Genomic DNA, 15815 nt, shown 5'->3' with positions numbered 1-15815 from the left:
AGGCACTCGGTCGAGAGGGTTACTTGACCGCCAGCCAGATGACGGCACCCAGAACGGCCAGCGCGACGACGGCGATCACCGCGATCATGCCGGTCCGGCTGCTGCCGCCACTGCTGCCGTAGGTGGAGACGGAGCCCGGTGCCTGCGGTGCCGGGCTCTCGTCGACGAACGCCCGGAACATCTGGGTGCTGCCGGCGGGGTCGTAGTCGTTGTCAGCCATGGCACGGACTCTAACGAATCCACGGACCCCGCCGACACCCCGGACCCTCCTCCGGTCCGTTCCCCCCACCAGTGCGACACAGGTGCGACAGGCGTGTGAAGTCCGTCCGGATCATGGAATGCCCGCCCGCCCGATCCGGTTGACCCCGGGCATGACCGGAAACCGCAGTGACGCCCCCGGCCGGGTCCGGCTGGGCACCTCCGACCTCGCCGTACACCCGCTCTCCCTCGGCGGCAACGTCTTCGGGTGGACGGCCGACGAGCAGCAGTCCTTCGCCGTCCTCGACGCCTACGCGGCCGCCGGCGGCAACTTCGTCGACACCGCCGACACCTACTCCTCCTGGGTGCCCGGCAACACCGGCGGCGAGTCCGAAACCATCATCGGCAACTGGATCCGCAGCCGGGGCAACCGCGACGACCTGGTGATCGCCACCAAGGTCGGCCTCCACCCCGATGCCCGCGGCCTGGGCGCGGCCACCATCAAGTCCTCGGTCGAGGGCTCGCTGCGCCGCCTGGGCACCGACCGCATCGACCTCTACTACACCCACCAGGACGACGACACCCCGGTCGAGGAGTTCGTCACCGCGCTGACCGAGCTGGTGAAGGAGGGCAAGGTCCGCGAGATCGCCGCCTCCAACATCGGCGCCGAGCGGCTCGCGGAGGCACTGGCCTTCGCCGAGCGCGAGGGCCTGGCCAAGTACGTAGCCGTCCAGCCGCACTACAACCTGGTCTCCCGCGCCACGTTCGAGGGCCCGCTGGCCGACGTGGTCGCCGACCACGGCCTCGCCACCGTCCCCTACTACGCGCTCGCCTCCGGGTTCCTCACCGGCAAGTACCGCCCCGGCGGCGGCGAGGTCGCGAGCGCCCGGTCCGAGGGCGCCTCCCGCTACCTGGCCGACCCGCGCGGCCCCAAGGTCCTGGAGGCGCTGGACAGCGTCGCCGCCGAGCACGGCGCCGAGCTCGCCACCGTCGCCCTGGCCTGGCTCAACACCCGCCCGACGGTCGCCGCCCCGATCGCCAGCGCCCGCACGGTCGAGCAGCTCCCCCCGCTGCTGGCCGCCGCCTCCCTGCGGCTCACCCCGGAGCAGCTCACCCTGCTGAACACCGCCTCCGCCTGAGCCCGGCCCGACCGGCAACCGCCGCACCACGGCAGCGGCCCCCGACGGATCCGATTCCGTCGGCGGCCGCTGTCCCCACCGCTGTCCCCCGCCGCGGGGCCGGCTGCTACGGGCGCCCGAAGTGGGTCGGGTAGAAGCCGCTGCTGATGGTCGAGACCCGGACCGTTTTGCCCGGCCGGGGCGCCTCGACGAACTTGCCGCCGCCCAGGTAGATCCCCACGTGGTGGATGCCGGAGGCGCGGCCGGTGTCCGACCAGAACAGCAGGTCACCGCGGCGCAGCTGCCCCACGCCGATCGGGGTGGTGGCCGCGTACTGGTCGTCGGCCACCCGCGGCAGGCTGATCCCGCTGCGCAGGTACGCCTGCTGGACCAGCCCCGAGCAGTCGTAGCCGGACGGGCCGTTGCCGCCCCAGACGTACGGCTTGCCGAGCTGGGCGAGTGCGTAGTCGACCGCCGCCCCGACACTGTCGGAGGCCGGCGTGCTGTCCGGCGCCGGGGCCGGCTCAGCGGGCGAGGCGCCGCCGCCGGACTGGCCGGTACGGCTCAGGTAGACGTCGTAGTGGCTGGTGTACCGCCACTCGCCGCCGCTGTTCCTGAACCAGTACCTGGAGCCGTCCCAGCCCTGCCGCATCCCCGAGGACGCGGCCGAGCCGTTGGAGGCGCCCGCCGTACCGGACGACGTGCCGGATCCGCCGGACTGGGCGGGCTTGGCCGGCTTGCCGGTGCGGCCGGCGTAGACGTCGTCGTGGGTGGTGTACCGCCACTGGCCCTTGGCGTTCTGGAACCAGTACTTCGACCCGTCCCAGCCCTGCTTGCCGGCCGCGGCGTGCGCGGACCCGGCTCCGGCCGTCAGGCCGACCACACCGGCACCGGCCAGCACGGTGGTGGCCAGGCAGGTATTTCGCATGGCGCGGTGTATTCGTCCGCCACCGGACGACGCGGAGGGGCGCGCGGTGCGTGGCCGGGCCGCGCAGGCCAGGCAGGCGCACCCCGAGACCGCGAGGATGCTGCCGAGGCTCTCCTCGAAGCCGATCAGCGCGGCGTCGGTGCCGAAGCCCGCGAACTCCGCATCGAAGGCGGCGAACTCCGCATCGAATCCCGCGCGCTCCGCATCGAAGGCGGCGAACTCCGCGTCGAGGTCGGTCCCGAAGTCGGCTTCCGAGCCGGTGGCTATCTTCATGCCGGTCGTCCTTCCTTCCGCCCGGCCCGGGCGGCCGGGGGCGGTACCGAGGCGGCCACTCCGGCCGGGGCGACGAAGGCGATCAGCAGCTGCTCCATCAGGGCGCTGCGGGCGGCCTCGTCCAGTTCGTGCGCGGTGGCGCGCTCCAGCCGGCGGACGGCGAGCGCCGCCGCCTCCACCGCGTCGTCCACCAGCACCGTGCGCAGGCCCGCGTCCAGATCGGCCAGCCGGCGGCGGCGCATCGACTCGGCGACCTCGGGCGCGTAGTCCAGCGACAGCGGCTGCACCGAGTACACCTCCAGGCCCGCCGGGGCGACCTCGGCGGCCAGCGCCCGGGTCAGCTCGTCGGCGAACCACTGGCCGTCGCGCAGCGCCGGACCGGGCGCCGCGTTGCTGTCGCACGGCAGGGTGGACGCGGTGCGGGTCAGCACGGCCTGCACCTGCTCGCGCAGGTAGGCCTCGTGGTCCGCGATCGCCAGCAGCGCCCGGGCGGTGTCCTTGACCCGCCAGACGATCAGCAGCCGGACGACGATCGGCGTGCCCGTCCGGTCGACCACCTTGACCGGCTCGCTGCGCCAGTGCCGCAGCCGGACGTCCACCCGGCGGCGGCTCAGCAGCGGGTTGACCCAGAGCAGACCGGTCCGCCGGACGGTGCCGCGGTAGCTGCCCCAGCGGCTGAGCACCCGGGTCTCGCCGCCCGCGTTGGCCAGCAGCCCGGCCAGCGAGAAGACGATCAGCAGGCCGGCGGCGGTGACGGCGGTGACCGACCGGGCGTCGACGTCGGCCCGGCCGCCCGCCCGGGCGGCGGTGCCGCGCAGGTCGGGCAACGCGTCCCAGTACGGGACGACGCCGTCGTGCAGCAGGACGAGCAGGACGGCCGCCAGGCCGACCAGCACCGCCAGCAGGGCGATCCAGCCGGGCAGCGCGGTGGCGCCGTGCTCGCGCAGCGCCTGATCGGCACGCGGGGGCCGGCGGGAGGGGGTCGCGATGACCGCGCCGGCCGGGGTGGGCTCCGGGACCTCCACGGTCTCCGGGCCCGCCGTTTCCAGCGGGTCCCGCAGGTCGACGGGCGAGACCGCCGGGCCGGGGACAACCGCCAGCGGCATGGTGGCCGGGCCGCCGTCGACCGGCTTGGCGGTCTTGGGCGCCGCGGTCGCCGGGGTCACCGGCGTCCTGGTGGCCGCCCGCCTGGCCAGCGGGCTGGAGCCGGAGGAGAAACGTTCCGGCACGGCCGGGGGCAGCACCTTGGGCGGGTTGTCGGGTCGCTGCGAAGAGTCGCGGGTGACGTCCATGCACGGATCCTCGGGTTCAGTGTGTCGCGCAACGGGCGGCCCGGATCTGACGGGCAGTGCCAGAGCCAGGCTAAGTTCATACGTCATCAAATGCGACATTTGCGATAGTGCGTGTCGACATTTCCTGACGAATCATCCGAAGCAGACCTGACGCGCAGGCACATGAGCGGATGGTCGGGGTGGTTCAGCGCCGCCGTGCGCCGGGGCCGCGGGTGAAGACCCGACGGGTGATCAGCCCGACCCCGGTGAGCAGCAGCAGGACACCGGCGAGGCCGCCGCGCCAGCCGTCCGACCGCGGCCGGTCGGACGCCGCCTGCGACGCCTCCGCCGCGGCCCCGACGGGCTGCTGGTCCGGCGGCGCGGCCGGTGCCCGGGAGGTCTCGGCGGACACCTGTCCGGGGGACACTGCCTCCGCCGTCCCGGGGGCGACCGCAGGGGCGGCAGCCACGGTGGCGGACGGGGACGGCGAGGCCAGGGACCTCGGGGACACCGCCGGGGCGGACAGGGACGGCGAGGCCAGGGACGACGGAGACACCGCCGGGGCGGACGGGGACGGGAACGGGGACGAACTGGCGGTCGGGCTCGGGCTCTGGCTCTGGCTCGGCTTTGCGCCGACCGAGGCGTTGGCCGGGGCCGCCGGCGCCGGCGGACCGGCGGCCGAGCCGGGGGCGGCCGGGACGACGATCGGCAACAGGCCGGGCAGGACGGGCTCCAGCGCGGCCTCAGGGCCGGGGACGGACGGGATCGCCTGAACAGCCGAGACAGACGGGGCGGCCGGAACGGACCGAGTCGGCGAGACCGTCGGCGCGTACGCCGAGGGCACCGAGGGCGCCGTCGCCGGGCTCGGGGACGCGGAGGGCGACGGAACAGCCGGCGAGGGACGCGTCGGCGCCGCCGATGCCGGGACGACGATCGGCAGCAGGCCGGGCAAGACGGGCTCCAGCGCGGCCTCAGGGCCGGGGACGGACGGGACCGCCTGAACAGCCGAGACGGACGGGGTCGGCGGGACCGGCACCGTGGACGAGACCGTCGGCAGGGACGCCGAGGGCGCCGTAGCCGGACTCGGGGACGCGGAGGGCGACGGAACAGCCGGCGAGGGACGCGTCGGCGCCGCCGATGCCGGCACGGCAGGTGACGGGAGAACAGGCGGCGCCGTGGATGCGGCAGGCGACGCCCCCGCCGAAGCCGCCACCGTCGGAACCGCCGGACTTTGTGTCACCGGAGTCGGCGTCACCGAACCCGGAGCCGCCGGACTCGGAGCCGCCGGGCTCGGCACCGTGGGGCTTGGCGTCACCGGAGCCGCCCCCGGCGACGCCGCCGGAGCCCCGGCCGCCGCGACCCGGACGGTGACCGCGTCGGCCGCCGTCCCGTTGCCCGCCCGGTCGGTCGCCGTGACGACCAGCCACTGCTCGCCGTCCGCCAGGTCCCGGCCGGCCGTGCAGCTCCAGCTGCCGTCCGCGGCGGCGGTGACCCCGCAGGCGACGATCCGCTCGGCCGAGGCCGCGCTGCCCGACCGGGCGGTGACGGTCACCCTGGCCCCCGGCTCCGCCCGCCCGGCGAGCTTCGGCCGGGCGGTCCGGACGGTCTCGCCGGCGGCGGGCGTCGTCAGCACCGGCCGGTCCGGCGGGGCGGTGTCCACGATGAGCGCCACCGGCCGCCCCGGCGTCCGGTTCCCGGCGGCGTCGACGGCGGCCGGGGTGAGCTGGTGCCGCCCGTCCGGCAGGTTCTCGACCGGCAGGCAGGACCAGCCGCCGTCCGGCCGCACCGCCGTGCTGCACAGCTCGGCGGTGGCGCCGCCGCCGGCCCCGGCCGGCTGGTCCGTGACCGAGACGGTGCTGCCCGGCTCCCCGGCACCGGTCAGCTGGAGGCCCGGGTCGTTGGTGTACTCGGGGAGGCTGAGCACAGGGACGGCCGGCGGCGCGGTCTTCACGGTGATCCGGACCGGTTCGCCGCGCAGCACCACCCCGCCGCTGGTGGTCTCGACCGGGGTGAGGCTGTGCGCCCCCGCGCCGAGCGGGCCGTCCGGCCGGCAGGACCAGTCGCCGCCCCTTTCGACCCGGGCCTTGCAGACCACCGCGTCGCCGTCCCGGACCTCGACCGTCGCACCCGCCACCGCGCCCTCGCCCCGCACCTGCGGGCGGGCGTCGGAGACGATGGTGCCGTCGACCGGGGTGGCGATCTCGGGCCGGGAGGCGCCGACGGTCAGCCGGATCCGCTGGTCGGAGACCTGCCCGGAGTCGGCGAAGCCGTCGGCCGGCACCAACTGCGCCGCGTCCCGGCCGATCCGCAGCCGGGCCCAGGTCTCCCCGGACGCGGCGTCGGCGGGGACGGTCCACTCCAGGGTCGCGCTGTCGGCGCCCGCCGCGATCTCGGTCTGCACCCGCTCGACGGGGTCGAAGTGCCCGTTGCGGTCGAAGTCGACCCAGCCGGCCAGGGTGGCGGGCGCGCCGCTCACCGCGACTGGGACGGTGAGCCGGTAGTAGCGGCCGATCGCCGCCTCCGCCGGGTAGCTGACGGCCGGGTCGGCACCCTGGTACTCGCCGCGCCCGGGCTGGAGCTTCGGCGGCACCGGGTTGGACCAGACGCTGCGCCGCGCGGCGCCGTGGTCGAGCTGGACCAACGGCTCGTCGGCCGCCCCCCGCGCGACGGTGGCGGGTCGCCGGGCGAGCCGGGTCGCGTCGGTGGCGTCCGCACCGAGGAAGAGGTCGGAGAGCACGTGGGAGGCGTTGCCGTAGAGCTGCGGGGCGGTCCCGACGCCCTCGTCCAGGGTGATGGTGGCCGCCAGGTCCAGCGGCTGCGGTGCGGTGGTGGAGCCGGCCCGGGCGGTGGAGCGCTGCTCGACCCGGAAGACGGCGGTACGGAAGGTGCCGGCCAGCTCCAGGCTGCCCTCGGCGGCGGCCCCGGCCTCGGCGCTGCCGTCCGCACCGTCGGGGGCGAGGGTGTTGCCGTCGACCGTCCAGCCGGGCCAGTCGGTGCGGTTGACCAGGGTCGGGGCGCTCGGCGAGCCGCCGGTGAGCGTCAGCCGGGTCGCGGTGCTGGTGGCGCCGCCCTTCCCGGTCGCCGTTCCCGCGAGTCCGCTGAGATGCAGCCGGGGATTCCGGACCGGCCGGGAAAAGCCGAGCTGAAGTGTTCCGACCGTGTGCCAGGAACCATCGGTCTGCGGACGGTCCTCCGCGATCCGGAAGATCTGCGCGGGATCTCCGGGCCGAACTCCGTCCGTATAGAGAGCGGCCGCCCGGCCGCCTCCGGCCCGGTCGGCCAATTCACCCGGTTCGGCCGCGGCGGCCGAACCGGGTGCGGCGGAGAAGTCGAGCCGGACGACGAGACCGGAGGGCAGGACCGCGCGGTGATCTCCCGACCAGGTGTCAGGGGACTGCTGAGCCGAGGAGAGCGGCGGGTTCCAGGCGATCAGCAGGCCGGCCGCCAGGGCCGCCGAAGCGCCGGCCGCCGCCAGCCGGAGCCTTCGCACCCCTCCTGCCCGGGCGCCACGCCGGTGCGGGGCCGGGGCGGACAGGGCGGCGTCGTAAGGAAACTGTCGGCTCATCCGGCTCTCCTTCGGTATCGGCTGCCGGGGGCCGGTGGCCAGTGACCGAGGGCCAGTGATCATCGGCCGGCAGTCTGGGCACAAGATCCGACAAAACGGAATCACGATCCTGAGCCGGTCATACCGCGACACCTGCACTCATGGTCGAATGCCACCCGATCGGCGGTCATCCGACCGGCAGGACAGGATGTACCCGAAAGGGATGTATTTCATCCGTTAGGCGGCGCATCGAGGCGAATCCCGGAGAATCCCGGAGAATCCCGGTGATTCCAACCAGGCGCCGCCGTCCGGCACCTGACTATTCACCGGGCTGCTCTGTTCGAATTACCGGACCGCTCAGTAGAGTCGGAGCCCGTGACTATTGACCCCGTTCTCGTCAAGAGCAGTTTCGCGGTCGTCGAACCCCATGGCCCCGCCGTCGCCGGGTACTTCTACCAGCATCTGTTCGAGCACAATCCCGGTGTCCGCGGCCTCTTCGCCGAGCACCTGGACGAACAGCAGGACCGGCTCTGGGCCGCCCTCGGCGCGCTGGTCACCCATCTGGAGGACACCGACACGCTGGTCGGCATCCTGCGGAACCTCGGCGCCCGGCACTCCGGGTACGGGGCGGTCACCGACCACTTCCCCGCCGTCGGCGCGAGCCTGCTGGCCACCCTCGCCCACTTCGCCGGGGACGCCTGGACCCCGCAGGCCGAGGCCTCCTGGACCGCCGTCTACGGCGTGGTCGCCGACACCATGGGCGAGGCCCTCACCGCCGCGCGGTCCGCCTAGCCGGGTCGCGGTGCCCTTCGACCCCGCGGTCATCCGCGCCGGCTTCGCCGTCGTCGAGCGCCGCGCCGACCACGTGGCCAAGTACTTCTACGCCCACCTGTTCACCCACAACCCGGGGTTACGGGCGTACTTCCCCGCCGAGATGGCCGAGCAGCGGGACCGGTTCTTCGCCGCACTCACCCGGATCGTGCTGCGACTGGAGAGCGCCGAACAGCTCACCGGATACCTCCGGGCGCTCGGGCGCGACCACCGCAAGTTCCAGGCCGCGCCCGAGCACTACCCCGCCGTCGGGGCCAGCCTGATCGCCGCGGTGCGGCACTTCTCCGGCCACTCGTGGACGCCCGAGACCGAGAAGGCGTGGACCGAGGCGTTCACGGTGATCGCCCAGGTGATGACCGAGGCCGCCGCCGACGTCCCGGCCGACACCCCCGCCTGGTGGGAGGCCGAGGTGGCCGTCCGGCGCCGCGCCGCCGCCGACATCACCGTGCTCACCCTCGCCCCGATGCGCCCGTACCCGTTCGTCCCCGGCCAGTACCTCACCCTCAGCAGCCGCCGGGCACCGAAGGTCTGGCGCCCGTACTCGATCGCCAACGCCCCGCGGCCGGACGGCAGCCTCGACGTGCACGTCCGCCGGGTGGCCGGCGGGCTGCTCAGTACCGCGCTGGTCGACGACGTCGTCCCGGGCGAACTGCTGCGGCTCGGGCCCGCGCTCGGCGACGCGGTGCTCGACCCGGGCTCGCGCCGGCCGCTGCTGGCGGTGGCCGGCGGCACCGGCTGGGGGCAGATCCTGGCGCTGCTGGAACAGCTCGCCGCCGAACGGGCCACCCGCCACGTCACCGTGGTGCTCGCCGCCCGCTCGGAGGCCGAGCAGTACGACCTGGCCGCCGCCGAGCGGCAGCTCGCCCGGAACAACCGGCTCCGGGTGCTGCTCGCCGCCCCCGCGCCGGGGAACCGGCGGGACGAAGCGGTCGGGATGGTCCGCGACGTGCTGCTGCGGCACGGCGACTGGTCCGGCTGGGACGTCCACCTCAGCGGACCGCCGGACCTCGCCCCGGCACTCGCCGAGCTGCTGGCCGGCCTCGGCGCCGACCCCGGCCGGATCATGCACGACCCGGTGCCGGTGACCTTCAACCGGACCCGGCCGCTGACCTCCTCCGACTGGTTCCTGGACCAGCGGGACGTGCCCTGGATCAACCGCACCGACCTGGGATGAGCCCGGCCGGCGCCGGAAACGGGAGAAGCCCCCGGCCGGTGGCCGGGGGCTTCTCGCTGGTGCGCTCAGCAGGATTCGAACCTGCAACCTCTTGATCCGTAGTCAAGTGCTCTATCCGTTGAGCTATGAGCGCAAGTGCCGGGCGGACCCGGTCTTGCGGGGTTTGGTGCGCTCAGCAGGATTCGAACCTGCAACCTCTTGATCCGTAGTCAAGTGCTCTATCCGTTGAGCTATGAGCGCTCGCCCTGGTGAACGTGCCACCGGGGCGGTGCGGGGACAACATTACATGACCTGCGACGCGGGGCGAAATCGATTGATCCGGGCACCCCCGGGCGCCGTCCCGGGCCCTCACCGGCCCCCTCCGGCCGCCTGCCGCGAGCCGCCCGGCGCATCGGGCCCGGACATGCGAAAAGCCCCGCCGACGTGATCGTCGACGGGGCTCCCGGCTGGCGGAGGCTGAGGGATTTGAACCCTCGATGGGCTTTAAGACCCAAACCGCATTAGCAGTGCGGCGCCATAGACCGGACTAGGCGAAGCCTCCCCACATGAAACGCGCCCGCGTGGCGGACCCGCTCCGTGTGCCAGTGATGATGCCACAACCCGGGGGCTCGGCACCAACCACCGACAACGTTACTAGGCGGGTCGTCCCCGCCGCAAAGAAGAATGAGATACTGCCGTCTCCGGAGGAGCTGCCCTGAGCCGAGGAGACCTGTCGACGTGAGCAGCAGGCCGATCCGAGGCGCTGCTCGCCTCGCCGCCATACTCGACGCCCTGCCCGACGCGTTGCTGCTGGTGAACAGCAACGGCACCGTCGTCGATGCCAACAACGCAGCCGTCCAGGCGCTCCAGACGCCCGGCACCTCGCTGGTCGGCATGGGCGTCCTCGACCTCTTGCCGGAGTTCGACCCGAGCCGGATCCCCGGCTCGATGCGGCCGACCCCGCGCGAGGACGACGCCCTCGACCGCCCGGTGCGGATGACCGCCCGTCGCACCGACGGCACGACCTTCCCGGTCGAGGTCTCCGGCAACGACTTCGCCGACGACGGCGCCTCCGGCGAGGGCCGCGGCTACGCGCTCTCGCCGCTCGTCCCCTACGACCCGTACCGTGAGAGTTCCCGGTCCTCCGGCAGCGACCTGCTCCTGCTGCTGGTCCGCGACCTCTCCAGCCGGCTCGGCGTCGAGGCGGAGCTGCGACGCCAGCACAAGCAGACCGAGATGATCCTGCGCGCCGCCGCCGAGGGCGTGCTCGGCGTGGACCTCGAAGGCCGCTGCGTGCTGGTCAACCCGGCCGCCGCGCACATCCTGGAGTACCGGGCGAGCGAGCTCGGCGGTCGCGAGCTGCACCCGCTGATCCAGCACTCCCGGGCCGACGGAACCCCGCTGGCGCTGGAGGAGTCCGCACTGCTGGACACCCTCACCTCCGGACGCAAGCACCGGGTGCGCGGCACCGTGCTCTGGCGCAAGGACGGCCGGCCGGTCACCGTCGACCTCACCACCGCCCCCGTCCGGGACGGCGACCAGTTGGTCGGCGCGGTGATGACCTTCACCGACCGCAGCCGCGAGCTGGCCCTCGTCGCCCGCAACGAGCACCTCACCGCCGTCCTGGAGAGCGAGCTGGGCGGCGCGCTGACGGCGCTGCACCGCCGGATCGACGCACTCGCCGCCGACCCGGCCGGCCAGCTCTGGCCCGAGGCCAACTGGACACTGCGCCGGCTGGCCGACGAGTGCCGCCGGTTCGGCAAGCTGATCGACGGCGTGCTCGCCCACCAGCGCTCCGAGGCGGGCGAGGCCTCGGCCGGCTCCGGACCGGGCGACGCCGGGGACGAGGGCAAGGGAGACGGCAAGGCCGGCCGGAAGGCCCCCGAGCGCGTCCCGGTCGCCCTGGACAAGGTGGTCCGGCAGGCCGTCGAGCACGCGGGCGAGCTGGTCGGCTCCGGCCGGGTGCGGTTCTCCGTCCACGCCGCCGCCGTCGAGGTGATCGCCGACGAGCAGCGGCTCGCCCAGGCGCTGGCCCACCTGGTCGCCGACGTCAGCGGGGTCGCGCTCTCGCTGGACGCTCCGCCCGCCCTCTCCTCCCCCGGTCTGGCCGCCCCCGGTCCGGGCATCGCCGCCGGGGCGACCCTGCCGCCCACCGGCGGCGACGCGCCGATGGTGGTGCTCGCCGCCGCCCAGCGCGGCGACGTCGCGCGGGTGGAGATCCGCGGCCCCGGCCGCGGCGGCAGCCCCGTCCACCTGCCGATCGCCCGCGCAGTGGTCGAGCGGCACGGCGGCGTGCTCCAGCCGCACGAACTGCCCGGCAAGGCCGGCACCACGTACGTCGTCGAGCTGCCGCTGGACCCGGTCGCGGCGAAGGCCGCCGCCGAGCGCGCGGCGGCCGAGGGGCGGTCGGACCGTCCCAAGGAGACCGACTCCGCCGTCCTGCCCGACCTGCCGGGTATCCCGCAGCTGCCCACCGCGCACCACCCCGAGGACGACGCCGACGCGGCGTCCAGCGGTGAGAGCCCGAAGCCGGTGACGGAGCAGCGGGCGGACGAGCAGCCCGCCGAGGAGCCGGTCGCCGAGCGGCGCGGACGCCGCGGCCGGCCGGCCGTCGAACAGCCGCCGGCTCCCCCCGCCGCGCCCCCCGCTCCGGCGGCTGACGCTCCCGCCGGGGCCGCCGACCAGTGGCCGCACGCCCCCGCGCGGGTCGAGCGGGCCGTCCCCGAGCAGTGGCACGGCACCGGCAACGACCCCGCGTACGGGCGGCAGGGCCTCGGCGGTCCGACCGCCCAGCCGACCGACCCGTGGGGCAAGGACGACGGCCGGTCCGGCACCGCGTACGCCGTGCCGGTCGACGGTCTCGACGGCGCCGACGGCCGCCCGGAGGACCACCGCGCCCAGGCCGGCACGGCAGGCCCGCGCGGCCCGCTCGCGCTCGGGCCGGCGCCCGCGCCCGCTGCCGAGGCCCCCGGCACGCCGGCGGGCGGGACTCCCGTGGACGGCACCCCGGCCGCCGGCACCCCCGCCCACGGCACGCCGACCGGTGGCACCCCCGCCCGGGGGATCCAGGCCGACGGCACCCCCGCCGACGGCACGCCGGTCGGCCCGGACAGCGGCCGGGCCGACGACGGGCAGGCCCCCAAGCCGTCCCGGCGGCGCCGGGCGCTGCCGGCCAACGAGGACTCCTCCGGCGGGTTCGCGCTCCCCGGCGTCCCCGACCCCGCCACCGTCTACCCCGGCCTGGAGCACGCGCTGCCGGCCGGGCCCGCACCCGCGCTGCCCGAACCGGCCGCCGCCGCACCGACCGGCCGCCGCCGCCGGCTGGCCGTCCCGCCCGGCCCCGGCGCCGAGGCCCAGGAGCCTTCCGCCCCCGACGCCGTCCTCACCGCGCCGGCCCCCGCCCGGCCCGCGCTGCCCGCCCCCGGGTCGGACGGTCCGGCCGCGGCCGGCCAGGCCGACGGCCCGCAGCCCGTCGGCACCGGGCTCGCCGAGCTGGCGCCGCCGCGTCCGCTCCAGGCTCCGGGTGCACCGGGCGGCCCGGCCGCCCTCGCCCCGGAGGCCCCCGCCCCGGCCCGGCCTGCCGGTGCGCCGCAACTGCCCGCCGTACCGGAGGCCCGGACCGCGCCGCGGCCGATGGCCGAGCTGCCCGCCGCCGGCCACGACGACCCCGCCGAGCACCCCGCGCTGCCCGCCCCCGGCGGGGACGGCGGCCCGCGCCGCCTGCTGGTCTGGCCCGAGCCCGACCCGGCCACCAAGCAGGCCCTCCAGGACCGCGGCTACCGCCCGGTGATCGTCCGCTCCCGCGAGGAGGTGGACGCCCAGGTCTCCGGCTTCCCCGCCGCGCTCTTCGTCGACCCGCTGACCGGCCCGATCACCCGGACCGCACTGCAGTCGCTGCGCACCGCCGCGCTCAACAGCCGGGTCCCGGTGCTGGTCACCGCCGGCCTCGGCCAGGCCACCCGGGACGCCGCGTACGGCGCCGACCCGGCCGTCCTGCTGCGCGCGCTCGCCCCGCGCGACGGCGAGCACCACGCCCCGCGCGTCCTGCTGGTCGAGGGCGACCCGGACATCGCCGCCGCCATGATCAGCAGCCTGGAACGGCGCGGCATGCACGTCGAGCACGCGGTGGACGAGAACGACGCCGTCTCCCGGGCCAGCAGCGTGCAGCCGAACCTGGTGGTGATGGACCTCTTCCAGATCCGCCGCCGCCGGGTCGGCCTGCTCGACTGGCTGCGCACCAACGACCGGCTGCACCGCACCCCGCTGGTCGTCTACACCTCGGTGGACCTCGACCCTCGCGAACTGCCCCGGCTGCGCACCGGAGAGACGGTGCTCTTCCTCGCCGAGCGCTCGACCAGCGCGGACGTGCAGTCGCGGATCGTCGACCTGCTCGGGCGGATCGGCGCCATGGGCGAGGCGGGCGTCCCGGCCGCCGGGTGACCTCGGACGGACACGGCTGAGGGCCGGTCACCCCGTGCGGGGTGACCGGCCCTCAGCCGTGGTCCCGGCCGGCCCGTCGGCTACTCCTTGCCGAGCACCGTGACGTCCAGCTCGTCCGCGGCGTACTGGGCGCGGATCACCTTCTTGTCGAACTTGCCGACCGAGGTCTTCGGCACCGACTCGACGATCGCCCAGCGCTCCGGCAGCTGCCAGGAGGCGATCCGCCCGGCGAGGAAGGCGCGCAGCTCCTTCAGGCCGGCCGCGGCCCCCGGCCGCAGCACGACGGTGGCCAGCGGCCGCTCGCCCCACTTCTCGTCCGGCACGGCCACCACGGCCGCCTCGGCGACCTCCGGGTGGGCCATCAGCTGGTTCTCCAGGTCCACCGAGGAGATCCACTCCCCGCCGGACTTGATCACGTCCTTGGCCCGGTCGGTCAGGGTCAGGTAGCCGTCCGCAGTGATGGTGCCGACGTCACCGGTGCGCAGCCAGCCGTCCTCGGAGAACTTGTCCTCCGGGCGCTCCGGGTCGTGGCCGGCGCCGCCGTAGTAGGCGCCGGCGATCCACGGCCCGCGCACCTCCAGCTCGCCCGCCGAGACGCCGTCGTGCGGCATCCGCTCGCCGGCCGGGCCGATCAGCCGGGCCTCGACCGAGGCCGGGAAGATGCCCTGGGTGACCCGGTACGGCCACTCCTCCTCGGGGGTGAGCCCGCCGGGCGGCTGGGCGAAGCAGCCGAGCGGCGAGGTCTCCGTCATCCCCCAGGCGTGCACGACCCGGATGCCGTGGCGCTCGTCGAACCCCTGCATCAGCGACGGCGGGCAGGCCGAGCCGCCGATGACCACCATCCGCAGGCTGGAGGTGTCGTAGTCGCCCGCGTCCAGCTCGTCCAGCAGGCCGCTCCAGATCGTCGGCACGGCGGCGCTGACGGTGGGCCTCACCCGGGCGATCATCTCGGCCATCGGCTTCGGCTGGAGGAACCGGTCGGGCATCAGCAGGCCGGCGCCGGACATGAAGGCGGCGTGCGGGATGCCCCAGGCGTTCACGTGGAACATCGGGACGACCGGCAGCGCGATGTCACGCGGGGTGAAGGCGAAGTTGTCGCCGGTGTTGACCTGGAGACAGTGCAGGTAGACCGAACGGTGGCTGTAGAGCACGCCCTTCGGGTCGCCGGTGGTGCCGGAGGTGTAGCAGAGCACGGCGGCCTGGCGCTCGTCGATGTCGGTCAGCCAGGGGTACTCGGCCGGCCGGCCGGCGAGCAGCTCCTCGTAGTCGTGCACGGTGCCCGCGAAGCCGGCCAGCACGGACCGGTCGCCGGGGCCGCTGACCACGATGTGCCTGAGCGTCGGGCCGAGCTCCGGGAGGACGGCGGCCAGCAGGGGCAGCACGGTGCCGTTGACGATGATCACGCGGTCGGCGGCGTGGTTGATGATGAACGACAGCTGGTGCGCCGGGAGCCGCAGGTTCAGCGTGTGCAGCACCGCGCCCATCGACGGCACCGCGAGGTACGCCTCCAGGTGCTCGGCGTTGTTCCACATCAAGGTCGCGACCCGGTCGTCCCCGGTCACCCCGAGCTCATCCCGCAGCGCGCACGCCAGCTGTGCGGCCCGCGCCCCGACCTCGGCGTACGTCCGGACCACCGGCCCGGTGCCGTCCCAGGTGGTGACCGTCGACCGCCCGTGGATGGTGGCCCCGTGGGTGAGGATCCGGGCGACGGTGAGCGGTACGTCCTGCATCGTGCTGAACACGGGTCCTCCTTGACCGGGCGGCACTGCGGCTGCGACCGCACCGCCTCTACTCGTCGGTAACGCGGGCGGTCGAGCCCGATTGTGCCTCTCCGCCCACCCGATGTCAGCATTCCGACCCCGTTGCACGGATCACGGATTCACCGCGGATGCCGCACTCCGCGCCCGCCGGGACGCCCGGACGCACCCGGCTGCGGCGCCCGGGGGTGGCAGGGGCGGGCGATACTGATGGGCATGAGTGGCAGAGATGGGGATCGCCGGGCCGACCGGGGGGCGGGCGGGTTCCGGGTGCCCTGTCCGTGCTGTTCCGGCGGGGTGCG

The 15815-nt window shown here is 75.1% G+C and carries 9 protein-coding genes and 3 tRNA genes; 4 read left to right on the top strand and 8 right to left on the bottom strand.

Annotation, left to right across the window (positions count from 1 at the left end; translation table 11 throughout):
* Window positions 1-19: 19 nt before the first annotated feature.
* Window positions 20-220, bottom strand: coding sequence for a hypothetical protein (locus tag ACZ3YO_RS21055; RefSeq protein ID WP_396324084.1), 201 nt, complete (start codon window positions 218-220; stop codon window positions 20-22).
* A 151-nt stretch (window positions 221-371) separates the two neighbouring features.
* Between ACZ3YO_RS21055 and ACZ3YO_RS21050 the strand changes: the two genes are divergently transcribed.
* Window positions 372-1337: an aldo/keto reductase gene (locus ACZ3YO_RS21050; RefSeq protein ID WP_465571324.1), complete on the top strand. Its 966-nt coding sequence runs from the start codon at window positions 372-374 to the stop codon at window positions 1335-1337.
* A 106-nt stretch (window positions 1338-1443) separates the two neighbouring features.
* Here the strand turns inward: ACZ3YO_RS21050 and ACZ3YO_RS21045 are convergent, their stop codons facing one another.
* From ACZ3YO_RS21045 to ACZ3YO_RS21035, 3 genes are all read right to left on the bottom strand, one after another.
* Window positions 1444-2517, bottom strand: coding sequence for a C40 family peptidase (locus tag ACZ3YO_RS21045; RefSeq protein ID WP_465571321.1), 1074 nt, complete (start codon window positions 2515-2517; stop codon window positions 1444-1446).
* Window positions 2514-3809 (bottom strand): SPFH domain-containing protein, encoded by a 1296-nt coding sequence (locus ACZ3YO_RS21040; RefSeq protein ID WP_465571318.1) that lies wholly within the window; start codon window positions 3807-3809, stop codon window positions 2514-2516. Before ACZ3YO_RS21040 ends, ACZ3YO_RS21045 begins: the two co-directional genes overlap by 4 nt.
* Window positions 3810-3993: 184 nt before the next feature.
* The gene (locus ACZ3YO_RS21035; protein WP_465571315.1) at window positions 3994-7353 is read right to left on the bottom strand and encodes an Ig-like domain-containing protein; all 3360 of its coding nucleotides are present in this window, start codon (window positions 7351-7353) and stop codon (window positions 3994-3996) included.
* Between the two features lie 354 nt (window positions 7354-7707).
* On the opposite strand from ACZ3YO_RS21035, the gene ACZ3YO_RS21030 reads away from it, so the two are divergent.
* Entirely contained in the window at window positions 7708-8124 is a 417-nt protein-coding gene (locus tag ACZ3YO_RS21030; RefSeq protein WP_465571312.1) for a globin domain-containing protein, read from the top strand.
* A gap of 10 nt (window positions 8125-8134) precedes the next feature.
* Complete coding sequence (locus tag ACZ3YO_RS21025) at window positions 8135-9337, top strand: globin domain-containing protein (RefSeq protein ID WP_465571309.1); 1203 nt, start codon at window positions 8135-8137, stop codon at window positions 9335-9337.
* A 57-nt stretch (window positions 9338-9394) separates the two neighbouring features.
* Here ACZ3YO_RS21025 and ACZ3YO_RS21020 read toward each other — a convergent pair.
* The 3 genes from ACZ3YO_RS21020 to ACZ3YO_RS21010 form a co-directional block, all read right to left on the bottom strand.
* Window positions 9395-9470: transfer RNA gene (locus tag ACZ3YO_RS21020), tRNA-Arg, on the bottom strand.
* A gap of 31 nt (window positions 9471-9501) precedes the next feature.
* A tRNA-Arg gene (locus ACZ3YO_RS21015) sits at window positions 9502-9577 on the bottom strand.
* Window positions 9578-9784: 207 nt separating this feature from the next.
* Window positions 9785-9878: transfer RNA gene (locus ACZ3YO_RS21010), tRNA-Ser, on the bottom strand.
* 176 nt (window positions 9879-10054) lie between these two features.
* Here ACZ3YO_RS21010 and ACZ3YO_RS21005 point away from each other — a divergent pair.
* Window positions 10055-13756, top strand: coding sequence for a hybrid sensor histidine kinase/response regulator (locus tag ACZ3YO_RS21005; RefSeq protein ID WP_465571305.1), 3702 nt, complete (start codon window positions 10055-10057; stop codon window positions 13754-13756).
* 80 nt (window positions 13757-13836) lie between these two features.
* Here the strand turns inward: ACZ3YO_RS21005 and ACZ3YO_RS21000 are convergent, their stop codons facing one another.
* The gene (locus ACZ3YO_RS21000; protein ID WP_465571302.1) at window positions 13837-15498 is read right to left on the bottom strand and encodes a long-chain fatty acid--CoA ligase; all 1662 of its coding nucleotides are present in this window, start codon (window positions 15496-15498) and stop codon (window positions 13837-13839) included.
* Window positions 15499-15815: the final 317 nt, after the last annotated feature.

This window comes from Kitasatospora sp. NPDC022785 (assembly GCF_055561295.1).
The sequence above is the reverse complement of the archived record's forward strand: the minus strand, read 5'-3'. Positions and strand labels throughout refer to the sequence as shown.

Coding starts and splice junctions, on each gene's coding strand:
- ACZ3YO_RS21040 (WP_465571318.1), bottom strand. CDS start 3,809: ATGGACGTCACCCGCGACTCTTCGCAGCGACCCGACAACCCGCCCAAG.
- ACZ3YO_RS21035 (WP_465571315.1), bottom strand. CDS start 7,353: ATGAGCCGACAGTTTCCTTACGACGCCGCCCTGTCCGCCCCGGCCCCG.
- ACZ3YO_RS21045 (WP_465571321.1), bottom strand. CDS start 2,517: ATGAAGATAGCCACCGGCTCGGAAGCCGACTTCGGGACCGACCTCGAC.
- ACZ3YO_RS21055 (WP_396324084.1), bottom strand. CDS start 220: ATGGCTGACAACGACTACGACCCCGCCGGCAGCACCCAGATGTTCCGG.
- ACZ3YO_RS21050 (WP_465571324.1), top strand. CDS start 372: ATGACCGGAAACCGCAGTGACGCCCCCGGCCGGGTCCGGCTGGGCACC.